This window comes from Cyclobacterium sp. SOCE241, from assembly GCF_056867545.1.
This window is the reverse complement of the sequence record NZ_CP149779.1, coordinates 860,362-883,970: the sequence shown is the minus strand read 5'-3', so window position 1 is coordinate 883,970 and position 23,609 is coordinate 860,362. Positions and strand designations below refer to the sequence as shown.

20 protein-coding genes, 1 tRNA gene and 4 pseudogenes are annotated in these 23,609 nt (G+C 37.4%); 10 read left to right on the top strand and 15 right to left on the bottom strand.

The window, feature by feature from the left end:
* Positions 1 to 2: 2 nt before the first annotated feature.
* A complete protein-coding gene (locus tag WG932_RS04265) occupies positions 3 to 1,349 on the bottom strand; it encodes a TolC family protein (RefSeq protein ID WP_149393196.1) in 1,347 nt (448 codons plus the stop codon).
* 204 nt (positions 1,350 to 1,553) lie between these two features.
* Between WG932_RS04265 and WG932_RS04260 the strand changes: the two genes are divergently transcribed.
* From WG932_RS04260 to WG932_RS04240, 5 genes and pseudogenes are all read left to right on the top strand, one after another.
* The gene (locus WG932_RS04260) at positions 1,554 to 1,802 is read left to right on the top strand and encodes a response regulator (protein ID WP_483087075.1); all 249 of its coding nucleotides are present in this window, start codon (positions 1,554 to 1,556) and stop codon (positions 1,800 to 1,802) included.
* A gap of 2 nt (positions 1,803 to 1,804) precedes the next feature.
* Complete coding sequence (locus WG932_RS04255) at positions 1,805 to 2,917, top strand: sigma-54-dependent transcriptional regulator (RefSeq protein ID WP_483087074.1); 1,113 nt, start codon at positions 1,805 to 1,807, stop codon at positions 2,915 to 2,917.
* Positions 2,917 to 3,414 (top strand): hypothetical protein, encoded by a 498-nt coding sequence (locus WG932_RS04250; RefSeq protein WP_483087073.1) that lies wholly within the window; start codon positions 2,917 to 2,919, stop codon positions 3,412 to 3,414. The genes WG932_RS04255 and WG932_RS04250 overlap by 1 nt, the downstream gene beginning before the upstream one ends.
* Positions 3,415 to 3,506: 92 nt before the next feature.
* Positions 3,507 to 4,267: pseudogene (locus WG932_RS04245) on the top strand (sensor histidine kinase).
* A 225-nt stretch (positions 4,268 to 4,492) separates the two neighbouring features.
* Positions 4,493 to 4,567, top strand: a tRNA-Val gene (locus WG932_RS04240).
* 14 nt (positions 4,568 to 4,581) lie between these two features.
* On the opposite strand, the gene WG932_RS04235 is transcribed toward WG932_RS04240, so the two are convergent.
* Together WG932_RS04235 and WG932_RS04230 are read right to left on the bottom strand one after the other, a co-directional pair.
* Positions 4,582 to 4,875, bottom strand: coding sequence for a chaperone modulator CbpM (locus WG932_RS04235; protein WP_483087072.1), 294 nt, complete (start codon positions 4,873 to 4,875; stop codon positions 4,582 to 4,584).
* Positions 4,868 to 5,772 (bottom strand): annotated as a pseudogene (locus WG932_RS04230) (DnaJ C-terminal domain-containing protein). The gene WG932_RS04235 and the pseudogene WG932_RS04230 overlap by 8 nt, the downstream one beginning before the upstream one ends.
* A 115-nt stretch (positions 5,773 to 5,887) precedes the next feature.
* Here WG932_RS04230 and WG932_RS04225 point away from each other — a divergent pair.
* The 5 genes from WG932_RS04225 (at position 5,888) to WG932_RS04205 (ending at position 11,113) form a co-directional block, all read left to right on the top strand.
* On the top strand, positions 5,888 to 6,283 hold the full coding sequence (locus WG932_RS04225) for a hypothetical protein (RefSeq protein WP_339680992.1): 396 nt from the start codon (positions 5,888 to 5,890) through the stop codon (positions 6,281 to 6,283).
* Positions 6,284 to 6,968: 685 nt separating this feature from the next.
* On the top strand, positions 6,969 to 7,394 hold the full coding sequence (locus tag WG932_RS04220; RefSeq protein WP_483087071.1) for a response regulator: 426 nt from the start codon (positions 6,969 to 6,971) through the stop codon (positions 7,392 to 7,394).
* Positions 7,358 to 8,554 carry a PAS domain-containing protein gene (locus WG932_RS04215; protein ID WP_483088576.1) on the top strand — a complete coding sequence of 399 codons (1,197 nt, stop codon included), beginning with the start codon at positions 7,358 to 7,360 and terminating at the stop codon, positions 8,552 to 8,554. Before WG932_RS04220 ends, WG932_RS04215 begins: the two co-directional genes overlap by 37 nt.
* Positions 8,555 to 8,655: 101 nt before the next feature.
* Positions 8,656 to 9,579 (top strand): hypothetical protein, encoded by a 924-nt coding sequence (locus WG932_RS04210; protein WP_483087070.1) that lies wholly within the window; start codon positions 8,656 to 8,658, stop codon positions 9,577 to 9,579.
* Between the two features lie 178 nt (positions 9,580 to 9,757).
* On the top strand, positions 9,758 to 11,113 hold the full coding sequence (locus WG932_RS04205) for a PAS domain-containing protein (RefSeq protein ID WP_483088575.1): 1,356 nt from the start codon (positions 9,758 to 9,760) through the stop codon (positions 11,111 to 11,113).
* A 163-nt stretch (positions 11,114 to 11,276) separates the two neighbouring features.
* On the opposite strand, the pseudogene WG932_RS04200 reads toward WG932_RS04205, so the two are convergent.
* The 12 genes and pseudogenes from WG932_RS04200 to WG932_RS04145 all read right to left on the bottom strand — a co-directional run bounded on the left by WG932_RS04200 (position 11,277) and on the right by WG932_RS04145 (position 23,584).
* Positions 11,277 to 12,211, bottom strand: a pseudogene (locus WG932_RS04200) (RraA family protein).
* 104 nt (positions 12,212 to 12,315) lie between these two features.
* The gene (locus WG932_RS04195) at positions 12,316 to 13,803 is read right to left on the bottom strand and encodes a mandelate racemase/muconate lactonizing enzyme family protein (RefSeq protein WP_483087069.1); all 1,488 of its coding nucleotides are present in this window, start codon (positions 13,801 to 13,803) and stop codon (positions 12,316 to 12,318) included.
* Between the two features lie 16 nt (positions 13,804 to 13,819).
* Positions 13,820 to 15,097, bottom strand: coding sequence for a mandelate racemase/muconate lactonizing enzyme family protein (locus WG932_RS04190; protein ID WP_483087068.1), 1,278 nt, complete (start codon positions 15,095 to 15,097; stop codon positions 13,820 to 13,822).
* 128 nt (positions 15,098 to 15,225) lie between these two features.
* A complete protein-coding gene (locus WG932_RS04185; protein ID WP_014022122.1) occupies positions 15,226 to 16,167 on the bottom strand; it encodes an RraA family protein in 942 nt (313 codons plus the stop codon).
* A gap of 71 nt (positions 16,168 to 16,238) precedes the next feature.
* Positions 16,239 to 17,552 (bottom strand): enolase C-terminal domain-like protein, encoded by a 1,314-nt coding sequence (locus tag WG932_RS04180; protein ID WP_483087067.1) that lies wholly within the window; start codon positions 17,550 to 17,552, stop codon positions 16,239 to 16,241.
* Positions 17,553 to 17,569: 17 nt separating this feature from the next.
* A complete protein-coding gene (locus WG932_RS04175; protein WP_483087066.1) occupies positions 17,570 to 18,445 on the bottom strand; it encodes a 2-hydroxy-3-oxopropionate reductase in 876 nt (291 codons plus the stop codon).
* Between the two features lie 61 nt (positions 18,446 to 18,506).
* Positions 18,507 to 19,666: pseudogene (locus WG932_RS04170) on the bottom strand (mannonate dehydratase).
* Positions 19,667 to 19,686: 20 nt separating this feature from the next.
* Positions 19,687 to 21,120 carry a GntP family permease gene (locus WG932_RS04165; RefSeq protein ID WP_014022118.1) on the bottom strand — a complete coding sequence of 478 codons (1,434 nt, stop codon included), beginning with the start codon at positions 21,118 to 21,120 and terminating at the stop codon, positions 19,687 to 19,689.
* Between the two features lie 4 nt (positions 21,121 to 21,124).
* Entirely contained in the window at positions 21,125 to 21,580 is a 456-nt protein-coding gene (locus WG932_RS04160) for an HpcH/HpaI aldolase family protein (RefSeq protein ID WP_483088574.1), read from the bottom strand.
* A gap of 26 nt (positions 21,581 to 21,606) precedes the next feature.
* The gene (locus WG932_RS04155) at positions 21,607 to 21,897 is read right to left on the bottom strand and encodes an aldolase/citrate lyase family protein (protein WP_483087065.1); all 291 of its coding nucleotides are present in this window, start codon (positions 21,895 to 21,897) and stop codon (positions 21,607 to 21,609) included.
* 155 nt (positions 21,898 to 22,052) lie between these two features.
* Positions 22,053 to 22,730 carry a SusD/RagB family nutrient-binding outer membrane lipoprotein gene (locus WG932_RS04150; protein ID WP_483087064.1) on the bottom strand — a complete coding sequence of 226 codons (678 nt, stop codon included), beginning with the start codon at positions 22,728 to 22,730 and terminating at the stop codon, positions 22,053 to 22,055.
* A 32-nt stretch (positions 22,731 to 22,762) separates the two neighbouring features.
* Positions 22,763 to 23,584 (bottom strand): SusD/RagB family nutrient-binding outer membrane lipoprotein, encoded by an 822-nt coding sequence (locus WG932_RS04145; RefSeq protein WP_483087063.1) that lies wholly within the window; start codon positions 23,582 to 23,584, stop codon positions 22,763 to 22,765.
* Between the last annotated feature and the right edge of the window lie 25 nt (positions 23,585 to 23,609).

The window sequence follows — 23,609 nt, the reverse complement described above, 5'->3', positions numbered from 1 at the left end:
AGTTATTGAATGTTAAAAAGGGATACTCCCCTATAAAAATCGATGGTACTGTTATTCACTTCAAGGCGCAAGCCTACTTCCAAGTTCTCATTTTGGGCAGCAGAAAATAGATTTTTTGCACTTGTAAGCTCTAAAATACTAATAAGCCCTTTTTCATATCGTCTTTGAGCAATAAGAAATGTAAGTTCTTGAGCTTTTACTTTCTGCAGGCTTTGAGCATATTCATTCTGCAGGGCTTTGTTTTCTACTACCAATTGCTGAATATCATTATAGACCGTCTGTTTTTGAATTTCAAAATTATTTTCTACCCTAAGCAGATCAATTTTACTTTGTTTAATTCGGGATCTTGTGGACCATCCCCTGCTAATTGGAATATTTAAACTCAAACCGACCGCTCTGTAGGTATTGTCCCTGATCTGATTCCTGAATTCTATTGTATTCCCTAAAGTATCTCTTGTTGTTTGAAAATACCCCGTTCCAATATTGGCATAAAGTGAAAGTGACGGATACAGGTAAGCCCTGTTTACATCGATCTGTTTTCTGGCAGCATTTACGCGAAATTCCTGCGCTTTAAGCAAGGGAAGAAAGTTTTCTGCCTGTTGGTAGATGGAATCAGTATGAATGGCTTGAAAAACCTGCTGAAAGCCATCCTCTTGCTTTTTCCTTGCGACGTAGAAATTATCTCTATCCTCTAAGTTCATCTCTTGCATCAATTGAAGCTTTGCTAGTTCCAACTTGTTTTCACTTTGGGTAAGGTTAAGCTTGTCTGACAGTAAAAGTGATTCTGATTCATAAAGGTCAGCACCTGCTTTTAAACCTAACTCAATTTGTCTTTTTACCAAATTATAATTTGCCTGAGAAACCTCTGTTTGTCCTTTGGCAACTTCTACCAATTCCTCATAAAAGCGAACGTCATAAAATGCACGCATCACCCTAAAGGCAAGTAAATATTTTTGTTGTAAGGTTTCCTGTAGATTTGCCTCATATATAAATCGAGAGGTTTTAATGGCATTCATTTTAAGAAATCCCTGAAACAAATCAATTGAGGAACTTAGAGAATATCCATTGGAAAAGAATTCATTGGTAACCACATCATTGGTGAATGGATCAGTACTTCTACCATAATTTATGTTGTATCCCGTAGACGCATCTATTCGGGGAAGTAGGTTTCTAATAGATTGCCTATAGTTCTCCTTGCCTGATTGGGAGACATATTCAAAATCCTTTACTTCCAGGTTATGTGCCATTGCATAGGCCACACATTCTTCCAAAGACCAGGATGATTGTGCTTGTACCTTTAAGGTAAAAAAACTTAGTAGAAGTAGAAATGCTTTTAATTTTAGTGCCATACGTTAATAATTCTGTGAAACACTTATACCAGCCTCATGCCAGAATTATTATTGTGCTGATATACAGTTGTATACAACTATTTATCTATTATATTCAAGGGGAGTTGTAAAATAATTGTACGTGATTTGTCAAAAATTTTGACACTTTTTAGCAGGTTATCTAGAGGAATAGTAGTTTTAACCCGGTACTAATTGAATACAAAAATGATCGATGCTAAAATTCTGGTGATTGATGATAACAAAAGCATGTTGAGTGCCTTGGAGATTTTATTACAGTTTGAATACAAACATGTAGCAACACTAAACAATCCCAAGCAGATACCATCTTATCCAGGATTTTCTGATATAGACATTGTTTTATTGGACATGAATTTTTCCGCGGGAGTCAATTCTGGCAATGAAGGGCTTTTTGGCTCAATCAGATCAAAGAAAAAGCTCCTTACATCTCAGTAATAATGATGACTGCCTATGGCTCCATAGACCTTGCCGTCAAAGCAATTAAAAATGGTGCTGTAGATTTTATTTTAAAACCCTGGAGCAATGAACGCATGCTGGCAACTGTCAGATCAGCATACCAACTCAGAAAGTCCCAAAAGCAAGTCATCCAACTTCAAAAAAAAGAACACAACCTCAAACAAGTCATAAACCAACATAACCATGCTATAATAGGGCAATCCGAAGCCATTAAAAACGCTTTAAAACTGACTCGGAAAGTAGCTCAGACAGATGTCAATGTTTTGGTAACCGGAGAAAATGGTACGGGTAAAGAGTTAATAGCAAGAGAAATTCACAGGTGTTCGCAAAGAAGTAATGAAATATTTATAGGAGTAGATATGGGGTCCATTTCAGAGACTCTGTTTGAAAGTGAGCTGTTTGGTCACTCAAAAGGAGCCTTTACAGATGCCAAAGAAGAACGTATAGGTAAATTTGAGGCGGCTGATGGTGGTACCTTATTTCTAGATGAGATTGGAAATCTTTCTTTGAAAATGCAAACCAAATTACTTTCCGCAATTCAAAACAGAACCATAGTAAGAGTAGGCTCAAATAAGCCAGTGCCAGTGGATATAAGGCTTATATGTGCGACCAATTGTGATCTTGAAAAAATGGTTAGTGATGGGCTTTTCAGGGAGGATTTAATGTATAGAATCAATACCATTCATGTAGATGTCCCTCCTTTAAGAAAAAGAGGTGAAGACATTCTGGTATTGTGTCAATATTTCTTGGAAAAATTCATGCACAAATACGGGAAACCGGGTTTGCGCATCAATCAATCTTCGGAGGAAAAATTGCTGAAATACAAATGGCCAGGAAATGTTAGGGAATTGCAACATACCATGGAAAGAGCCGTGATCCTAAGTGAAGGAAATGTGTTAAAACCATCCGACTTTTTCCTAAATTCAGCAGCCATCTCTTCATTTGACTCTTTCCCCGGTTCATTAGAAGAAATGGAAGCCTTGATGATAGAAAACACACTCAAAAAATGTGATGGAAATTATACGCTAGCAGCTGAACGATTGGGTATATCCAGACAAACTTTATACAATAAAATAAAAAAAATCAGAGACTGATGGCCAGCCGGAATTTCTATTTTCAATTGATCATCAGGGTACTTTTGATCACAGTATCAGCTTTAGGTTCGGCCTATTTTATTGTGATTCAATGGTACAGTTTGGGTGCTGCATTGTTATTAAGCATAGGTTTTCAAACTTTCGTCCTAATCACTACTATAAATAAGACCAATAGAAAAATAGCCTATTTTTTCGATGCTATTAGAAATGAAGATTTCACCCTTCGTTTTCCAGAAAAAGTTTCCATTCAATCCTTTAAAGAATTAAACAGCAGTTTAAACCGGGTAAACCAACTGATTCAGGATGTACAATTACAACTTCAGGCAAGGGAAAGGTATTACCAGGAAATTTTAAAGCAGATAGACATAGGCATTATGACCATTGATGAAAAAGGTCATATTCTTTTTCAAATCCCTTTTTGGAAAAACTTCTCAACTTCAGACCACTTTTGCATGTCAAACAACTGCAACAAATTGATCAAAAATTATTTGAGTTAATTGAAAACCTTGGTCCTTTTGAACAAAAGTATTACCAATTGGTAAATGAGCGGGAAAAAAACCAATTGTTTTTCAAGGCTGTTCCCATTAAAATGGAAGGCAAAGCCTTGCTCCTAGTGACCGTACAGGATCTTCACAAAGAATTGGACGAAAAAGAAACCGATTCATGGGTACGCCTGATTAGGGTGCTTACCCATGAAATCATGAATACCATTACTCCTATTACCTCTATTTCAGAATCTTTATCAAATTACTATAAGATTGATGAAACCGGAGAGTTGAGATGGGAAAATTTAAATGAAGATCAAATAAAAAACACCGTTAAAGGTTTAAATGTAATTCGTATTCAGGGAGAAGATTTAATGGACTTTGTTAAGTCTTATAGAAGCTTTCTTGATCTCCCAAGTCCGGACAAATCATTGGTCCCAATAAAATCATTACTAGACCGATTGAAAGTATTGATGCGAATGGAAAATAGTAAGCAAAAGGTCTTAATTAATCTTTTGGTAGAACCTGAGGATTTAGAGTTTTTCTTGGATGAAAAACAAATTGCACAGGTATTGATCAACCTTTTCAAAAATGCCATTCAATCAATGCAGGCCAAAGAAGATGGTATACTGACAATAAAAGCAGCCGTCAATGCCCAAGGCAGAAAATACATAGAAGTTAAAGACAATGGACCAGGTATTCAAGCGGATCAAATTGATGAAATATTTGTCCCCTTTTTACTACCAAGCAAGGTGGAACAGGAATTGGCCTAAGTTTGTCCAAGCAGATAATGCATTTGCATGGAGGGAGCATTAGGGTACATTCCACTCCCGGTAAAGAAACTTCCTTTATACTGACCTTCTAAACCAAAATAGACAAGAATACCTCTATTTTGAACATAAAAATTAGTCCATTAACCACTAAAAACAACCATCTTCGCTCATTTATTTACTTGACCTCTTTCCAAAGTCTTCGAGCATAAGAAGAAGCCATAAGTAAATCGCTTCCATGTATTCTTATTGATTGATATAGATTTACCAGCAATTAATTGCCTTATTCGGTGATATCATGTATAATTGCATCTCAAATTAGGTCGTTAGCTCAGTTGGTTCAGAGCGCTGCCTTGACAGGGCTGAGGTCACCAGTTCGAGCCTGGTACGACCTACTTTTTTGACTTTATTAATGTCTGTCTAGTTTTCTAGATAAGGACCTTACTTCTTCCTTTAGACTTTCGATTTTTTCTTGTAGATGAGCGATAGCATATAAACCTTCCATGTTTATTTCCATATCATAATGTAGCCTAGAAAGTCTTTCTAACAGTGCTAAATCCTCCTGTAAAACATAGGTTTTTTCTTCGATAATAATGATTTCACACAAGTCTTGCTCTGCTAAAGAATAGACAAAGGTCGTTTCTATATTGCAGGATCGGCAAAACTGTTCCAATGAAACATGTTCTTCACTTAAATTATTCATGGTTTCTAAGATTAGCCAATTGTTCAAATAGTTTTTTCTCCTCGGAGGTAAGCGTACTAGGTATTTTGACCAAATAGGTCAAATACAAATCCCCAAAAGCTCCCTCCTTATTATAAACGGGAAAACCTTTACCTTTGAGCTTCACCTTAGTACCATTCTGAGTTCCTGGAACCACTTTCAATTTCACCTTTCCAGTTAATGTGGAAACGATGATATCCCCTCCTAATATGGCTTTGTATAAGTCAACTGGTACTTCTTTGTGTAAATCTGAACCCTCTCTTTTAAATTCTGGGTCTGGGGCTATTTTAAAAGTGATGTACAAATCTCCCCTTGGCCCCCCATTTACACCATCACCCCCATGATTTTTAATTTTTATGGTTTGTTCATCTTCAACACCTGCCTTGATGGTTAACCTGATTTTTTTTCCATTGATCTCTAAAGTACGTTTATGGGATTCAAGCACATCCCTTAGGTGAAGCTCCAAAGTAGCGTGAAGGTCTTGACCTTTAAATTTAATGTTTGAACTGGAAGACCTTCTTGCTCCGGCCCCAAACAAGGAATCAAAAAGTCTGAAAATCCTCCCTCTCTAAAGGCCTGTTCAAAATCAGCATTACTGTATTGATTTTGCCTTCTTCCTCCCCCACCATTACCGGTATTTTGATAAGCCTCTTGGTTTTTCCAATTTTCACCATATAAATCGTATTTTTTACGTTTTTCAGGATCGCTAAGTACTTCATTTGCCTCATTTACGGCTTGAAACTTCTTTTCAGCTTCTTTGTCGTCAGGGTTGAGATCAGGATGGTATTTTCTGGCCATTTTCCTATAGGCTTTTTTAATTTCATCAGGAGTAGCCGATTTATTTATCCCCAATAGTTTATAGTAATCAATAAATTCCATGGTGTATAAATAGCGTTATTTTTGATTAAAGAAGCTTGATACAATAATGCATGAATATACAAAAATTGTGATTTATTAGTATATTTGCTAAGCCTTAACTTCAATTGAAATCGTAATGAAAAAATTAATTGGTCCGGCAGTCATTTTGCTGCTCATAATACTTGTAGGAGTTTTTTGGTGGAGGTATTATTTTGTATTTGCAGAAGGAGTTAAAGCAGGAAATCTGAATTATTTCGAGAAGAAGGGCTTTATTTTTAAAACATGGGAAGGAAGACTCGTACAGGATGGTTTTCAAAGCCCAAACCCAGGAGCACTTCAAAGTAATGAGTTTAGATTTAGCGCGGAAGGGGATTCCGTTGCTTTAATTTTAGAGCGCTCCGGAGGTAAATTTGTGGAACTTCGATATAAAGAATATTTAAATCCAATCCCTTGGAGGGGAGCTAGTGAATATGTGGTAACAGAAATTATCCAAGTTGGGGATTCAAGATCCGATAATTTTCCGATTAAATAAATACATTTTTTTGGCTAGTTTTGCTGCAACTATATTTCACAAAAATAGCTATGAGGCTTTTTAAGGTTCTAATTTAACAAGAAAATCATCAACCACATTAGTATTATCAAGTAAAGATTTTAAGGTAGATCCAAGCTTAAGATCGGCAATGTCACCCAAGACAATGACCCAAATATCCTAATAAGATTCGATTCTTTACAATCGGCTTATCACCCATTTATTGCTTATTAAACTATTTTTACAAATGAGTAAATCGTGTTGTAAATCTGATTTAAAATCATTTATTATTCAGATTAAAATGCCTTATTCTAAATTTCTTTGATGATTATTTAACAATTATAATCGAATTGAACATTAATAGAAAACCTACCTACCTTGTATTAGATTCATATATGGATCAATTATTGCAGTATCCTGTATAAAAACTATGGTGAAAAATTAAAACTTTATTAATACAATTGAGTTTATAATATAGGTTCTTATTGTCTTTTTGAATCTTCATTTTCAATTAAATTCTTTTGATTTTTTTTGAATATTTAATTCAATAAGTAATGAAATAATCATTCAAGACAATCTAGCTAAGTGTTTTCAAGTAAATGATTTATCTAAATATTAAGACGAGAAGTCTTAAAAACATTAACTGTAAAGATGTACAATCTCTTTACAATTATTATTACTTGACAAAATGAAAAATTTAAAATTTCAAAATATTTTATTGATATCAGATGATACAAAACATTATTTGTTATTGAATGAATTATTTAAAGAGATCGAAGGAAGTGAACACCAACTTTTTAGAAGTAAAAATATTCAAGAAATACCTCAAAATAAATTTGACATTATATTTTTTGCTTTAGAAAACGTTAAGGATTTTAATCCTGAAGTTGTAGGTGAATTTCACAATTTACTAGGAGGAATTCCAATTATAGTTTTGACCTCCAACGCAGATTTAACAGGAATTGATGATATATTGGAACAGGGTGTGCAAGATGTATTGACAATAGAGCATTTGGATAAATTCCAATTGTATAAAACTTTGTCAATTGCTTACCGAAACAAAAATTTCAAAAATAAATCTTCAAAAAGAAAGAAACCTCCAATGGCCCAATAAATACTTCACCTCATAAGCTATACAATTTACTTTTCAACGAAAGTACATTACCCAAATTTCTATGCAGAGCTGACGATTTATCTATCATTCAATGTTCTAAAAAGGCAACCGAACTATTGGCACTGTCTGGTAAACAGGTTGAATATATATACGAACTTTTTTCAGATGTAGAGGATAGTTTAATTAAAAATTTCACTGGTACTCGACCTTCCAAAAGCAATGGATCTTTACAAACAATATTTTATCCTAAAGATAAAGATTCAGAACCCCTATCTCTACATCTTACCGTACAATTTATTCAAAATGACGAATACCCCATGCTCCTTTTGACTTGTCTTGATATTACTGAACTTGAAAGAACAAAAGAATCACTAAATAAAGGTGAAAACCGTTATCAAATGGTGTTGCAAGCCACCAATAATGTTACTTGGGAGTATGAAATAAAAGAAGATAGACTAGAATGGAGTAGCAATTTCACATCCTTATTTGGTTATAAATCGGAACAACTTAGTAATATCACTAGCTGGGCAGAAAAAATACATCCTGTAGACCTGCAGTCAACCTTGGATGATTTTAATAAGGCTTTAAGCAGTATGAATAACCAATGGCAAGCCAATTATAGGTTTCAGAAAGCGGATGGAAATTATGCCTATGTGTTCGAACAATGTGTATTTATTAGAAACTCGGAAGGCAAGGCAGTTAAGGCATTTGGAGCCATGCAAGATGTTACCAAGAAAAAGGAAAGGCAGCATCAATTGAGTTTAATGGAAAAAGTGGTCAAAAGTGCCAATGATCCTATTTTAATCACAGAAGTTGATGAAATCAATCCTGCAGGACCTCGAATAATTTTTGCAAATGATGCTTTTTTAAATCAGACTGGGTATACAAAGGAAGAAATAATAGGTAAATCACCACGTATTTTACAAGGCGAAAAAAGTAACAATAAAGAATTAAAAAGATTAAAGAAAGCATTGACCAGTGGATATCCTTGTCGAATTGAGACAATTAATTATAAAAAAGATGGAACAGAATTTTGGGTTGAATTTTCAGTTGTGCCCATTTCGGATGAAAATGGCTTGATAACAAACTGGATAAGTATTCAACGTCAAGTAACAGACTTGGTGAAGAAAAGGCAACTTGAAGGGGTTTTCAAAAAATAAACCATGCTGTTGCTCAACCAAAAAATATCGAGGATAAATTTTCTGCATTACTAAAAGTAATTTTAAACTATACAGATTTAGAAGTAGCTGAAGGCTGGATAATGAACATTGACAACAGTAAGCTCAACAAGGTCAGCACTAGCACCACTAAAGCTAAATATGAAAATTTTTCAAAAATTCGTTCAAATTTTAAGGAGGCAAAATATGGTGCTAGGTTACCAGGCATCGCATGGAAAAAAGGGCAAATTATTCTTTGGGAAGAAATTAAAAAGAATGCTGACATTGTTGGTATCGAAGAAATGAGAATTTTCGGAATAAATTCGGCAGTCGGAATTCCAATTTTAAATAATAAAAATTTGGTGGGAGTAATCACAATTTTTACTAGTAAGAAACAGATCCAATTGGAAGAACATTTCCCATTTTTTGAAAGCCTAAGTAACCGACTTGGAATGGAAATAATGCGCTTAAAAAGTGAAAATGAGCTGCTAACAATATTTGAATTAATACCCAATCTTTTATTTGTAACCGATGCCAAAGGCATAATTGTCAAAGGCATAATTGTCAAAGGTAATATTCAAGCTTCAAAAATCTTTGAATGCGCTGAAAATGAATTAAAAGGCATTTCCTTCCGTGACATGATTCCTTTAGCTGAAAGAATAAAATTTGATGATTTTCTCTTCAAAATTGAACAATCTAGAAAGGTAGATGAAATAGATATTCCAATTTTGATTAACAACCAAATAAAATGGATCAACTTGACAGCAACTTTTCTTCCCTCTGAATCATTTATTTACTGTGTAGGAAAAGACATAAGCCATCAAAAATACCTAGAAGATTTAATAAAAAGGACCAATGAAATAGTTAAGATAGGTACTTGGGAAGTTAATCTCTCTCAAAACAAATTGTATTGGTCTCCAATGACAAAATTCATCCATGATTTAGATGAAGATTATATCCCCAATTTGGGAGGTGCTATTAACTTTTATACAGAAGGTCAATCACGTGATTTGATACAAAAAAGTTAATTTAGCCATCAAAGGTGAGATAAGTCATTTTGAATTGGATGCTCAATTGGATACAGCAAAAGGCAGAACAATATGGGTTAGAGTGCAGGCTGAAACAGAGTGGATTAATGGAAAGCTTCACCGTATTTATGGTAGTATTCAAGATATTGATGAAAGGAAAAAAACTGAACAAGAAATCATGGAAGCCAAAATACGTTATGAATTGGCTTCCAAAGCTTCTACGATTGGAATTTGGGAATGGAATATGGAGAAAAACACCATTGTATGGGATGAGACCATGCAAAAATTATATCAAAGAAATATTTGCCAATCAGTAGATCAATATGCCGAATGGAAATTAAGTTTGCATCCTGATGATCGTGAGTACCAAGATTCTCTGATTCAAGAAACCCTACTAGGAAACAAAGACTATAATACAAAATTCAGAATCACATTACCTAATACAGGCAAGATACGATTTATAAAAGCCATTGCTCAAATTATCCGTAATAAATCAGGAAAACCAGTGAGAATGGTTGGAATCAATTATGACGTCACCGAAGAAGAAATATACAAGAAGGAGTTGGAAAGGGTTAACCATGAAAGAGAAGAAATTTTGGGGAGTATTACTGATGGTTTTTTCTCTGTGGAAAAAGACTGGAAAGTAACCTATTGGAACAAGGCTGCCGAAACAACATTAAAAATGCCAAGAGAAGATATCGAAGGTAAAGTTTTATGGGATATATATCATGATGCCATTGACCTGAAATTCTTTTCTGAATTTTCTATTTCAATGGATAAAGGAGAAGAAAGGCGTTTTGTTGAATATTACCCAACAATAGACATCTGGCTTGAGTGTTCTTCATTTCCAAAGGAAAATGGGATTGTGGTCTATATGAAAGACATTACAGATAGAATAAAACAACAACAGAAACTTGCCGAAATAAGGTTGCTTCAAGAACACGTAATCAACAGTACGGATGACCTTATATGGGCTATAGATCGTCAATATAATTTAATTTTAGCAAACAATGCTTTCTTGGATGAAATGGAAAGAATATCGGGGCATAAATTTAAATTGGGTGAAAGAGTTGCAAATTTTGTTGGAGAAGATGCTTCTTTTTATGATGATGCCAATAATTTTTGGAACGAAAAGTATAAAAATGTATTGAAAGGCGAACAACAAAACTTAACCTTTGAGTCTAAAATTCCACATAAAGAATCAAAAATTTATCAAGTCGGATTTTATCCAATTTTAGAAAAATCAGGAGAAAACCAAATAATAGGTGCTGCCTGTTTTTCTAAAGACATCACTGATAAAATCAATCATATAAAAGCCATTGAAGAGCAAAATAAAAAATTAAGCGATATAGCTTGGAAACAATCCCACGAAGTAAGAGCACCTGTTGCAAGGATTATGGGACTTTTAAACCTTCAAAAAGAAATGAATTACCAAGGAGAAGATTTAGACGAAATATTAACCTATATAATGATTTCTTCTTTAGAATTGGATCAAATTATTAGAGATATCTCAAAAAACATCAATAACAAATAATTTAAAACTTTAGTTAATCATTATATTAAAACTAAAGGTAAACAAGATGAAAAATTCATAAAAAAGGTGGTTTTGCATATTATAAAATTAAATTCAGATTGTAGACTAACATTTAAGAGTGTTAAAAAAACCTCCTTTAAGTTAATAAAGGAGGTTTTTTAAATTACCAGTTTCTATCTTCTAAGTAAGCATCTAACTCTGCTTTGCTCATTGGAAGGTCTTTTTCTTATTTAACCAATCCATGAAATCAGCTTTAATTGCTTCACTCCATCTACTATCAATTTCACCTGCAGTATATTTCTTTTCCTTCAATCGCATGTGACCAAATTGATCTCTAAGAGCGGTAAATTCGGCATTGATTACCAACTCAGGCACCAAATGAGCAGGGATAAAAACCACACCCCATTTATTAGCCAACACAGCATCTCCAGGTAATACGGTGGCCCTACCAATCCTTATCGGATAATTTATAGTAGTAAGCATCATATCTTGAATATAAGAAGGATCATGACCTTTGATCCAAAGATTAAATCCTTCTATTTTAGATAATCCATCCATATCTCTTACAGAACCATTGAAAATAACACCTCTTTTGGAGTTAGAGTAAATGGCAGTACCAAGATTATCACCGATCAAAGTACCATTGGCAATCTTACCGTAACTATCCGCGATATATACATCACCTTCTACCAAACCATCGATTGGCCAGGAATTGGTTCCTCCGGACTGTGCACGACCTTCCTCTTTTCCAATCTTTTTTACTAGATTGTCAACATCTTCTCTAAACGGCATATATTGGGCAGTAACAGCCCTACCCGTCATCACTTCATTATCGTCTAAAATAACCCAGTCATTTTCAAACTGATTGTTATAGCCTTTGTTTCTCAATATACCCCAGGCTTCTTCCACAGAAATGGCCTTTAACCGCTCCAAGTGCTCATCAGAAACTTTAGGTCTACCATCAGGGAACCTTTCCCCTTTCCACTCAGCAGTAAGTGCGATTATTTGTTCCGGACTAGGTGAAATCTGCTGGGAAAAACTTTCCAAATTAAATGCAGACAAGCATACCAAGCATACAAGCAAAATCTTCTTCATCATTTTCTATTTTTTTACTAATTAAACGTGAATTTCCTTAAAAGTATGTAATAAAACAACCTCCCTTTCATCTAAATTAATTACCATCAATTTAGTATAGGATTTTATTAACTCCACCACCTGTCATTTGAACGATCAGTATTCCATTCTTCTGTAGGTGCAAAGTACTCAGTACCATCCTGTAAGTGCTCTTTTATCACATCCTCATTTAAATCAATTCCCAAACCGGGACCTTCCGGCACTTTAGCAAAGCCATTTGTGACGAGTGGTTTGGGTATATCTTTCACCAGATCCTCCCACCATGGAATATCTACAGAATGGTGTTCCAGAGAAATGAAGTTTTCAGTGGCTGCAGCACAATGAATATTGGCCATAAAGGAAACGGGAGTTCCGGCAAAATGCATGGCCATCGGAATACCTTTTTCTTCTGCATAATCTCCAATTTTTTTGGTTTCCAAAATTCCTCCGGAAGAGGCCAAATCAGGTTGGATCATATCTATGGCTCGTGCATCAATCAACTTAATAAACTCTTCTTTAAGAAAAATATCTTCCCCTGTCAAAGTTGGCGTTTTAATGGCATCCGTTATCTGTTTCCATTTTTCAGTATAAAACCAAGGTACCATGTCTTCAAGCCAAGCCAAACGATATGGTTCCAATGCCTCTCCCAACCTGATACATTCCTTATAATCAAAATGACCAAAATGATCTGCTGCTAAGGGGATATCATAGCCAACCTTATTTCTAACTGCCGCAACATATTCGACCATTTCAGCAATCCCTTTATCTGTTATTTGAACTCCTGTAAAAGGGTGTCCGGTTCTACCATAGCTTCCATATTCTGAATCCCAAGATTTGCCTTTTTCAAAGGCCCTGGTATTGACAACAGATCCCTCATTGTCTTTTACCATCTCCACACCAAAATCCATTTTAAGAAAGGTATAGCCTTTGTCTTTGCGGGCTTTCAACCTATCTGCAAATACTTCAGGATCATTGGACTTAGTAGTGTCGGAATATAGCCGAATAGAATCTCGGTATTTTCCACCCAACATTTGATAGATAGGTACATTATAAGCTTTACCTGCCAAATCCCATAAGGCCATTTCTATGCCACAAACACCTCCGGCTTGTCTGGCATGGTTTCCAAAAAGTTTAATTTTTTTAAATAATCGTTCTACTTGGCATGGATTCTCTCCAAGAATTCTACTTTTCAAAACAAGAGCATATCTCGCACTCGCCCCATCTCTAACTTCGCCCAAACCATAAATCCCCTGATTGGTATCGATTCTGATGATAGGACATCTCATTGGTGCATTGGCCACTTCTGCAATCCTTAAATCTGTAATCCTTAAGTCTGATGGATTAGAATTCCTATTGACATGCTGCATTGAATGAGCTAAAGTATCTTCAATAGGCATTGACATAAATGCGCCTAACCCCAGCCCTCCCAGGGCCGCCTTTTGAAGAAATGATCTTCGTTCAGGAATATTTTCCTTCACAAAGTTGTTAGGCTGAGGCTTTTTAACATCCTTTCCTACTTTTTCCGGGAGGTCAAAAAGATGTTTGAATTTTGGGTTGTTTTTAGGTTTCATTGTCATGGTATTTAATATTTAATTATTCAAAAAAAGGAATATCCTTCACTGCGTATTTTTTCATACCTTCTTCATTAATTTCCACCCCTATCCCGGGTTTTTCTGATAGGTTTATAAAACCGTCTACCGTTCTTTCTCCATCATAAGTCACGATGTCTTGCCACATCTGATCTGTGTCCATATAAATTTGCCATTCCATGATTTGAAAATTCGGCACAGAAGCACAAACATGACAGGAAGCCATGGCTCCTAAAAATGAAGCAACCATATGTGGACTAAAAGGAACATAATACAAATTGGAAAGATTGGCTATCCTTTGTGCCTCACCAAGCCCTCCGGCTTTCTGAATGTCTGGCATGATAATGTCAGCCCCACCCTCACTTAAAAGATTGACAAAGCCATAGGCCAAATAAACATTTTCTCCTGTACAAATTGGAGTACTTGTTTGTTGGGTAAGCTTTTGGTAGAGTTTTGGGTTATCAGCAGGAATGGGTTCTTCAAGCCACATTAGGTCTAAGTCTTCATACATGCGAGCCATTTTTACCCCTGTGATATAATCATACCGACCATGCATATCTACACAGATATCTACGTCTTTTCCAACTTCTGCTCTTACAGCAGCTATAGCAGCATACATCCGGTCAATTTCTGCCGGACTAGCTGTCCAATTGAATCGATCATACTTATTGGGATCTCCCCCATCATCTACGTCAAACTTAACCGCTGTATAACCTCTATCCACCGCTCCCCTAGCAGCTTGCGCATAATCTTGAGGGCTCGGGTTTCTGGATGTGTACAATGCTGTATCGCAGTACACCCGGATTTTATCTCGGAACTTACCTCCTAATAATTGGTAAACCGGAACACCAAATACCTTCCCTGTAATGTCCCAATGAGCAGTTTCTATGGCCGTTAGAACTGCAACAAATACTCCCGATTGCGCACCCCCGAAAAATGCCCCCTTTCTTAACTGCTCAGCAAGCCGGTTGGGGTTTAGTGGACTTTCTCCTTTGATTTGCCTACCGAGTCTTTTTACCAAGTGATAGGTGCCATGGATGGCATCAACGGCCTCACCACAGCCAAAAATATCTTGGTTGGTATAAATCTTTACATATAAAGCTCCCCTTACATAGCCACATTTCACATCTGTAATTTTTAAATCTGAAGGATTGGAATAAGAGGGCATTTTTTCTACTGCGGCAGAAAGAGAGGATCCGTAACCGGATAAAAATGCTGCTCCTGTCACTCCTGTCAAGGCAGCTTTAGACAAAAATGATCTTCTTTTTAGATTATTGTTCATGATAGGTTATTTGGGTTAAATCAATCTATTGAAATAAGGTCAATTTCATTAAATTCCGTTCAATTTTTATTACATGAAATAATATATCAAACTATTTTTCAATGAATTAGATATTTAAACTTTTAGAATTACCAGGTTCTTTCCCTCAATATTTCTTCGATTTGTTCTTTGGGTATGGGCAAATCATTTTTATGATTATTGAGCCATTGTGAAAAATCTTTTTCAATTTCAGGAGACCATCGGGTATCAATTTGTCCTGCAGTATAGACTCCTTCCCTAAGCCTACTGTGCCCAAACATATCCCTCAGCCGAACCACTTCTGAAGTAATCACTACCTTTTCTGCCAAATGAGGTGGTATAAAAGTAACTGCCCCATCCCTACCTAAAACTACGTCGCCCGCCATTACAGTTACCTGTCTAATTTGGGTAGGTTGATTAATTCCAATTAACATGGTATTCAAGTCTCCGGCTTGATTGTGATGTGAAGGGTGATAACTGGAAAAGAATGAAACAAAACCATCAATGGCTTTTAAACCATTGATATCTCTTACAGCCCCATCATATACAATTCCATTACCGGATTTGGCATAAATGGCATTGCCAACATTGTCTCCTATTGTTGGGCCACCTATATGAAGCCCAAATTGGTTTGCCACGTAAACATCTCGGGGCATTAATAGATCTACAGGCCAACTATTTTGGCCTCTTTTCCCTTCAGCCTTTCCTCTTTTATCAATGGCATCGTGAATATCAGGTCTCCCGGGCATAAAGGTGGCTGTCAAAGCCCTTCCAACCAAAACCCTATCTGAATGAATGGTTTCCCAGTTTTCTGCATATTGGTATTTATACCCTTCATTCTTTAAGACTGCCCATGCTTCTTCATGTGTTACCTCCTTCATTCTATCTAAAATTTCATCGGCAACTTTTGGGCGACCATCTTCAAATCTTTCTCCAGTCCAATTTGGTGTAAGAAATAACAACTCTTCTTTACTAATTTGCTGCCCAAATCCAGGCAAATTGATTAGAAAAGAAATTAAAAATACTAGGGCTATTGTCCTGCACTTTCTCATGTACACCGGGTTTAAAGTAAAACAATAATATTAACCCATCTCTTTGGTGAGATGGGTTTTTCAATGATAACTTACCAACGGACTTTTTGAAAAGTCCAATCCGGATGAACCTTTTGCATTTCAATTTGATCGTCCCTTTTGGACAGCCCTGATCGAAGGTACTGTTGGTGAAGCTTTTCTAAAGCTTGTCGATCAAGTTCCACCCCAAGTCCGGCTCCTGTAGGCACTTCAACTGAGCCGTTGACAAAGGGAATACTCCCTCCTACAATAACTTCTTCAGATTGCCATGGATAATGGGTATCTAAGGCATAGGGGACTTCCGGAAGTGCTGCACCTAAATGCACCATGGCAGCCAAGGATATCCCCAAGTGACTATTGGAATGCATGGAAAGCTTCCTGCCAAAAGTGGTGCAAAGCTTGGCCAATTCCATAGAAGCTTTTAAGCCTCCCCAAAAATGATGATCACTCAATATGATATCTTCAGCTCCCAAGCGAATACTTGCAGGAATTTCATCAAATGAAGTTGTACACATATTCGTAGCAAGAGGGGTTTCAATGGCATTCCTTAACTTGGCCATTTCTTCTTGGCTACGTACAGGATCTTCTAAATATTCTAGAATAGGTTCCATTTTTTTACCATACTTCAAGGCAGTTTCCGGTTTCCATATGGCATTGGGATCAAACCTCAATGGCATTTTATCGCCGAATGCTTCATGCAAAGCAAACATGGCAGCTACTTCCTGGTCCGGAGGAAAGGCCCCACCTTTTAATTTAATAGATTGGAACCCATAGTGTTTACACATGGCATGGGCTTGGGCAACGATTCCCTCAGGGTTTATGGCTGCTTTCTGCCTGGCAGCATCCCAACCGGTGGCCTTGTTATCGGTACCAAAACCAAGTGAACCTCCGGCACCCTCATATTTATAAAATAGGTAAGCCGCAAATGGAACTGCATCACGCATTTTGCCACCCAAAAGGTCTACAATTGGGCGGTTTACTACCTTTCCAATAATATCTAGACAGGCCACTTCCAAGGCCGAAAAAACATGTACTAGCTTTCTTTGATCCCAAGGTGCATCTCCCCGATCCTTACTCGTATCTGTACCGAAATAAGCATTTATTGAGGCTTGCAATTGGTTAAGTTGGTATACATCTTTTCCGATAATTAATTGAGCTGCTTCTGCTAGGGAATCATTGATGGCATCATTTCCGGGAATTTCACTTATTCCAACAATTCCATCCTCAGTAACCAACTCAACAATTGTTCGCAAAGCATAAGGAGCATGTAATCCTGCAGCGTTGAGTAATGGGGGATCTTTAATAGCAATAGGGGTAATAATCATTTCTTTAATAATCGGCCCCCTACCTGAAAGAATATTGTTCATAATTTGGGCTTTAGGATTTAGTCTACATTGGATAATTTTTCCATTAGCAGAGCCAAAGCGCTGTGGTCTTTTTCATCCATTCCCGCTGCCAAAACAGCATCCATATGGCTAGCAACAAGAGCTGAGCCATACAAAGGCACTTTAAATTCTTTGCCGGCCATTAAAGCGATGTTCATGTCTTTTCGATGCAATTTGATCTTAAAACCAGGCTCAAAATTTCGATCAATTATTCTTTGGCCATGTAAGTCCAGAATTCGACTCTGAGCAAAGCCTCCTAACAATGCTTCTCTCATCTTTTCCAGATCAACCCCAGCTTTTTTGGCCAAAGTAAAAGATTCAGCCACCGCCTGAATAGTCATCCCCACAATCATTTGATTGCAAGCTTTGGTCATTTGTCCTGCTCCGGCATCACCAATCAACACTGCACTTTTTCCCATTACCTCAAATAAAGGCTTGGCAGTATCAAAAGCGGCCTGCTTTCCTCCTACCATTATTGATAGATTCCCTTGTTCTGCACCAACTTGCCCACCTGAAACAGGAGCATCTAAAGCATCCACTCCTTTTTTTAGCATGGCCTCCGCAACTTCTCTAGCCGTGGATGGGGCAATGGTAGACATATCTATAAAAACAGCACCTGATTGGATACCTTCCAATACCCCTCCTTCTCCAAAAACAACTTCATTTACTTCAGGAGAATCAGGAAGCATGGTGATAATAATCTCTGAATTTTCAGCCACTTCTTTGCAACTGGAATAGGCCTTTGCCCCTTTTTGAGTTAAATCATCCGCTGCTTTGTTGCTGTCTAATACAATTAAATCATATCCTGCATCAATTAAGTTGATGGCCATGGGCTTCCCCATAATTCCTAATCCTATAAATCCTACTTTTTTCATAATAGTTGCGTTTTTATTTTTATTGGTCACTTATTAATTTTTATTGATAGTCATCTGTAAATCAACCATTGTCAGCTTCGTCCTTTAAAGCCTGAAGAATACCTATAATATGTCCATAAGCGAAGGCAAAAGCTTGAGCACTCGACCCCTCTGCTTCGTGTTTCGGGACATGATCGGGCATTACCATCCCATCAAATTCCACTTCTCGCAATGCACGCATAACATGGAAAAAATTCATCTCTCCATTGTCCGGAAATACTTCTTGGAAATTGTTATAATTGCCTTTAATATTTCTAAGGTGTACATTAAATATTTGCTTTTGCTTGCCAAAATATTCGATTATGGGGAAAATATCATTTTTAGGATCTCGAGTCCCTCTGCAATAGACCCAATGCAAAAATTAAATCCATGATAGGGACTGTCCGACAATTTAGCAAACCTCTTCATTCCCTCAAAAACTTCAGGACTATTCCATCGCATTATTCCCTTATATTGATCAGGTACCGGGGGATCGGCAATATGGTTACCTAACTGCACCTTGTATTCCTCTGCCACAGGAATTATTCTATCCAGCATGTATTTTATCCGTTCAAAAATTTCATCAGCATCCACATTCCCCGCTACGGTCAATGGTTGCTCCCTTTTTAGAGCTTCTTCATAATTCCAGGTACTGTAAGAAGCATTTCCTCTATTGGGATCAATCGTTCTTCCGGTTCTTAATACAGGCAAAATGGTGGTATTATAATTCAATAATTTCACCCCGGTTTTGGCTGAAACTTGAATCATTTGCTGAATCATCTCAATTTCTTTATCTCTCTCTGGGGCTTTACCTAGCATGATGTTAGGAACAACCACACGGTCAATTCCAGCAGATGTAAGGGGAAGATGATAAGCATCAAGGCTGATACCATATTTCTCACAAGCATCCCTCTTTCTCAAGCTATCCTCTAAGTCCCAGCCTTTTCCCGGAATAAATTTTGGCATGCCTCCGTCCATGTTATAAACACCATGTCTGGCTTTAAAAGCCAGATTTTCTTCTGAGGTTCCGCCGGACTGGCAACCTACTTTCATTAAAACCTTTTTAGCCTTTTGGTTGGTAGGTTTCAATGTAGACCTGTCGGCCCCTAATGCTACACTTGCCGTAGTAAGTGCACCGGCGGTACCTGAAGCAAACAGCTTCATAAACCTCCTCCTCTGTAAAATTTTTAATATATCTTTCATATTACTTTGGGTTAACTATTTTAAACTAAAGGAAATATTTTCGCGGCTATCATAATGGTTATTAATCCAACAATTCCCATAATGGTAAGCAAAGGAGAAAAAGTCCTTAAGGCTTCTTTCTCAGTTAGATTACTCATTTTACATACAATCCAAAATCCGCTATCATTCATCCATGGAACCAATTTGGATCCACATGCTATGGCCAAACCCAAGTATAGATGATGAAAATCCAAACCGGTGGTTGACATGCCTGATAAAATCCCGGATGCAGTGATCATTGCCACAGTAGCTGAGCCTTGGGCAGTTCTCACCAATGCTGTAATAAAGAAAGCCAAGGGTATTAGTGCCATCTGATAGCCGGATGTAAGCTCTGCAATTCTTAAACTTATCCCAGTTTGTTGCAACATGGCGCCAAAAGCACCTCCTGCTGCGGTTATCAATATAATTACTCCACCACTGGTTAGAGCAGACTGAACAGCCCCCTTGATACCATCATTTGTTTTCTTTTTCTGAATAAAGAGCGTCAATAATGCCGCCAAAGCCCCCATGATCAAGGCCATATTTTTTTCTCCGAAAAACTGAAGCAAAAGGAGCAATTTATTGCTATTCATTGTACTGTCTATATCCATAAAAGTATGAACTGTAGCACTTCCTGTAATCAACACTAAAGGCACCAGTATAGGAGATAAAGAGATTCCTAATGATGGCAGTTGGGCAGCATCTTTATTGGCCAGTGCTTCAATTTCACTCAATGGAGCATCAAGGGATTCTCGTAATGGAATTGGGTTTCTTTTATTGACCCACACCGCAAAGAAATAGCCTACAATAATAGTCACAGAGCCTACTAAAAAACCCCCTACCATCATCATGCCTATGGGAATATCCATTTCGGCAATTAGAAATAGAGGTCCGGGTGTCGGAGGAACCAATGAATTGGCCATAGCTGCTCCAGCAGTGATGCACAATACGAGGAGTAAATAACTCTGCTTCAATCGCATGGCCATGGCTTTGGCCAGAGGTATCATAAGGTAAAATACCGTATCAAAGAAAACAGGTATTCCCAAGAAAAAACTACCACTCAAAAATGCCAGTGGAGCATTTTTCTCACCTGTCAACCCTAAAATAGACCTAACGATCCGTTCTGCAGCACCACTCATTAACATGGCCTTACCAATAATGGCCGCCATAGCGATTAAAATACCTATTTTCCCCACGGTACTTCCAAAAGCCGCAGCGATTCGTTCGCCAATAGAGGTATTCGCCAAAGCCTGAGCGGCTGTTTCAGATTGTCCTTTGCTTAAAGCAAAGTCCACAATAGCTACTGATGGAGTCAACCAAGCCACCACCAATGCAGCCACAATTAGCGCAATAAAAGGGTTTAATTTCCCGAATATGATGCCACCAATTACGATAAGCATCCCTATGACTAGAATAATTAAAGGGTCTTGCAACATCTGTTTACCCTTTCCTATTTTTAGCCGAATTCAGCTGGCTAGCCATCGCCCTTGCTCCATTGGCTACAAAGGTAGCATCAGCACCACATGCGATAAGCTGAATCCCTAATTCATTGTATTTTTGAAAATCATTGGGATCGAAAAGCAAAATACCCACGGCTTTACCTGCTTTTCTTGCGGCTGCAACAATTTTTTCCACAGCATCAACAAATAAAGGGTGAGACAAGTCTCCATCTATTCCCAAAGCCATGGTAAGGTCTGAAGGACCAATAAATAACACATCTACTCCCGGAAGTTCAGCAATTTCATCCAATACCTCTAAAGCTTCCAAAGTTTCAATTTGAATAACACCAAGTAGGTTTTCCAATGTCCCTTTCTTATAAGAATCAAAGTTTTTACCAAATCCTGTGGCCCGGACCATTTTGGCTACTCCCCTGACACCGTTAGGAGGATAATGAATACCCGCAATAGCTGACTTGGCTTCTGCTACTTTTTTATTTGAGGAACCATTACGCCATTGGCACCAAGATCCAGTACCCGATGAATTCTTTCTTTTTGGTGACTCTCTACGCGTACCAATGCTGAAGCTGGTGTATGCTCTAATGCCTGGAGTTGGTGTAAAAGATCAGCTTGTTCACCTGAACCATGTTCTAAATCAATAAGTACCCAGTCGTAGCCTGAAGAACCAACAATTTCTGCGGTTACAGAACTACCTAAGTTTAGCCAGCAACCGGCCAATGTTTCCCCGGATTTTAATCTCTTTTTAATATTTTTCATTTTTAGGTTTATTGTCAATAACAATCGATTCAGAACAGCCCTGCCATTCGAAATTCAGCTGAGACTCAACTGATGCAATAAAGCCTTGGCTATGTAATAAATGCTACATTACATAGCCAAGGTAAATTGAACATGGATTAATAGGTTATTTTATGCTATTGCTTTACGTCCCACCAAACCCTTGTATCCAATATATCAGGTCCCATTCTACTTGTGGCAACATCAATATTCTCCTTGTTAACAGTCAACTCAGAATCAGGATAGGTAAGCCTTCTAATAAAGTCCTCATCTTTAAGGTCACTACCCGGATAAGGATTAGGAGTTAAGATAGGGTAACCGGATCTTCTAAAATTAGACCAGGCTTCATGGCCTATCAAGAAGGAAGACACCCAATATTGGGTATTGATAAGTTCAAGTTCTTTTCCAACTTCTAGCGGGTGAGCTGCTATATAGCTATCAATCTCTTCTGATGAAATGGCCATGCTATTTTCCCACAATGCCATTTGCTCCATATGTGCCCTTATACCGGCATGATACAATTCTTCCGGGTCACCGGGAGCCCAACCACGATAAGCCGCCTCTGCCCAAAGAAGCAATGTTTGAGAGTAGGTAACCAAAAAATTGGGAGCTTCTGGATTTCCCATACGGCTTCTATCCAACTGACTATAATCAAATAAACTGGCAAGTCCTTCCTGCTGCACCACAGGGATAATGGTAGTATTGTCATAGCCTTGTGGCATACCTATTTGAGCATCAAAAGTTCTTACGGCATTGGCTTCCACCTGATCGTTTCCACTAAGAGCGCCTACATACCTCACTCCTATGGAGGTCAATCTTGGATCTTCATTGGCTTTAAAGAAATCTACTAACTCCTTATCAAGATAGTAGAATGGCGCCTGCCCCCATTCAGGTTTGTACCTACACCATTTCTATAATCAGCATTGTGCCTTACTACTGCATTGTCATCATTGGATTGCATCAAACCTCCAGCCACTGCTTTGCTTGCATATGCTGCTGCAGAGGAAGGATCTACCTTAGACAAACGCATTCCGGCACGTAACAGTAAAGAATTCCCTAATCTTTTCCATTGTTCAATATTGCCACTATACATGACTTCTTGACCTATATCATCATTTGAATCATTCAACCCTTGAACAGCTGCCTCTAAGTCATTTAAAATGGAGGTGTAAATACTTTCCTGAGAATCATATTTAGGAAAAACCACACCATCAATATACCCTTTGCCTGCTTCAGTATAAGGGATATCACCATAGGTATCTGTTAAAACTATAAAAGCATGCGCCTTCCATATTTTCATGATATGTTCCAAATTGGTTCTTTCAGGCATATCTTCAAGTGCTGATAATCCGTCAACCAGATTTTTAATGATGGTTTCATAATAGGTATACCAATTGCCTTGGGTAGCTGCTCTATTGTCTTGATTTAAATTTCCTCCGGTACCAACACCTTGAAAAGGAGTTATCATTTGCCTTACTATCGTAACTTCATAGGTCAAATTATTGTAACCCGGAGAACTGGTAATAATGGCCTGATTTAATTGAAAGGTAGGATCAATTGAAGTTAACCTAACCGGGTTGGTATTCATTTCATCAAACCCTGAATCACAGGAAAACAAAAGGAATAGTAAAATAAAGGGATATATATATGATTTTTTAGACTTTTTCATCGCTAATAAATTTAGTTATAACACT

Excerpts from the sequence above, each read along its gene's own strand:
- WG932_RS04265 (WP_149393196.1), bottom strand. The coding sequence starts at position 1,349 with ATGGCACTAAAATTAAAAGCATTTCTACTTCTACTAAGTTTTTTTACC.
- WG932_RS04255 (WP_483087074.1), top strand. The coding sequence starts at position 1,805 with ATGATGACTGCCTATGGCTCCATAGACCTTGCCGTCAAAGCAATTAAA.
- WG932_RS04185 (WP_014022122.1), bottom strand. The coding sequence starts at position 16,167 with ATGAGAAAGTGCAGGACAATAGCCCTAGTATTTTTAATTTCTTTTCTA.
- WG932_RS04235 (WP_483087072.1), bottom strand. The coding sequence starts at position 4,875 with ATGAATAATTTAAGTGAAGAACATGTTTCATTGGAACAGTTTTGCCGA.
- WG932_RS04180 (WP_483087067.1), bottom strand. The coding sequence starts at position 17,552 with ATGAACAATATTCTTTCAGGTAGGGGGCCGATTATTAAAGAAATGATT.
- WG932_RS04250 (WP_483087073.1), top strand. The coding sequence starts at position 2,917 with ATGGCCAGCCGGAATTTCTATTTTCAATTGATCATCAGGGTACTTTTG.
- WG932_RS04175 (WP_483087066.1), bottom strand. The coding sequence starts at position 18,445 with ATGAAAAAAGTAGGATTTATAGGATTAGGAATTATGGGGAAGCCCATG.
- WG932_RS04155 (WP_483087065.1), bottom strand. The coding sequence starts at position 21,897 with ATGAAAAATATTAAAAAGAGATTAAAATCCGGGGAAACATTGGCCGGT.
- WG932_RS04210 (WP_483087070.1), top strand. The coding sequence starts at position 8,656 with ATGAACATTGACAACAGTAAGCTCAACAAGGTCAGCACTAGCACCACT.
- WG932_RS04195 (WP_483087069.1), bottom strand. The coding sequence starts at position 13,803 with ATGACAATGAAACCTAAAAACAACCCAAAATTCAAACATCTTTTTGAC.
- WG932_RS04225 (WP_339680992.1), top strand. The coding sequence starts at position 5,888 with ATGAAAAAATTAATTGGTCCGGCAGTCATTTTGCTGCTCATAATACTT.
- WG932_RS04220 (WP_483087071.1), top strand. The coding sequence starts at position 6,969 with ATGAAAAATTTAAAATTTCAAAATATTTTATTGATATCAGATGATACA.
- WG932_RS04165 (WP_014022118.1), bottom strand. The coding sequence starts at position 21,120 with ATGTTGCAAGACCCTTTAATTATTCTAGTCATAGGGATGCTTATCGTA.
- WG932_RS04190 (WP_483087068.1), bottom strand. The coding sequence starts at position 15,097 with ATGAACAATAATCTAAAAAGAAGATCATTTTTGTCTAAAGCTGCCTTG.
- WG932_RS04145 (WP_483087063.1), bottom strand. The coding sequence starts at position 23,584 with ATGAAAAAGTCTAAAAAATCATATATATATCCCTTTATTTTACTATTC.
- WG932_RS04260 (WP_483087075.1), top strand. The coding sequence starts at position 1,554 with ATGATCGATGCTAAAATTCTGGTGATTGATGATAACAAAAGCATGTTG.
- WG932_RS04205 (WP_483088575.1), top strand. The coding sequence starts at position 9,758 with ATGGAAGCCAAAATACGTTATGAATTGGCTTCCAAAGCTTCTACGATT.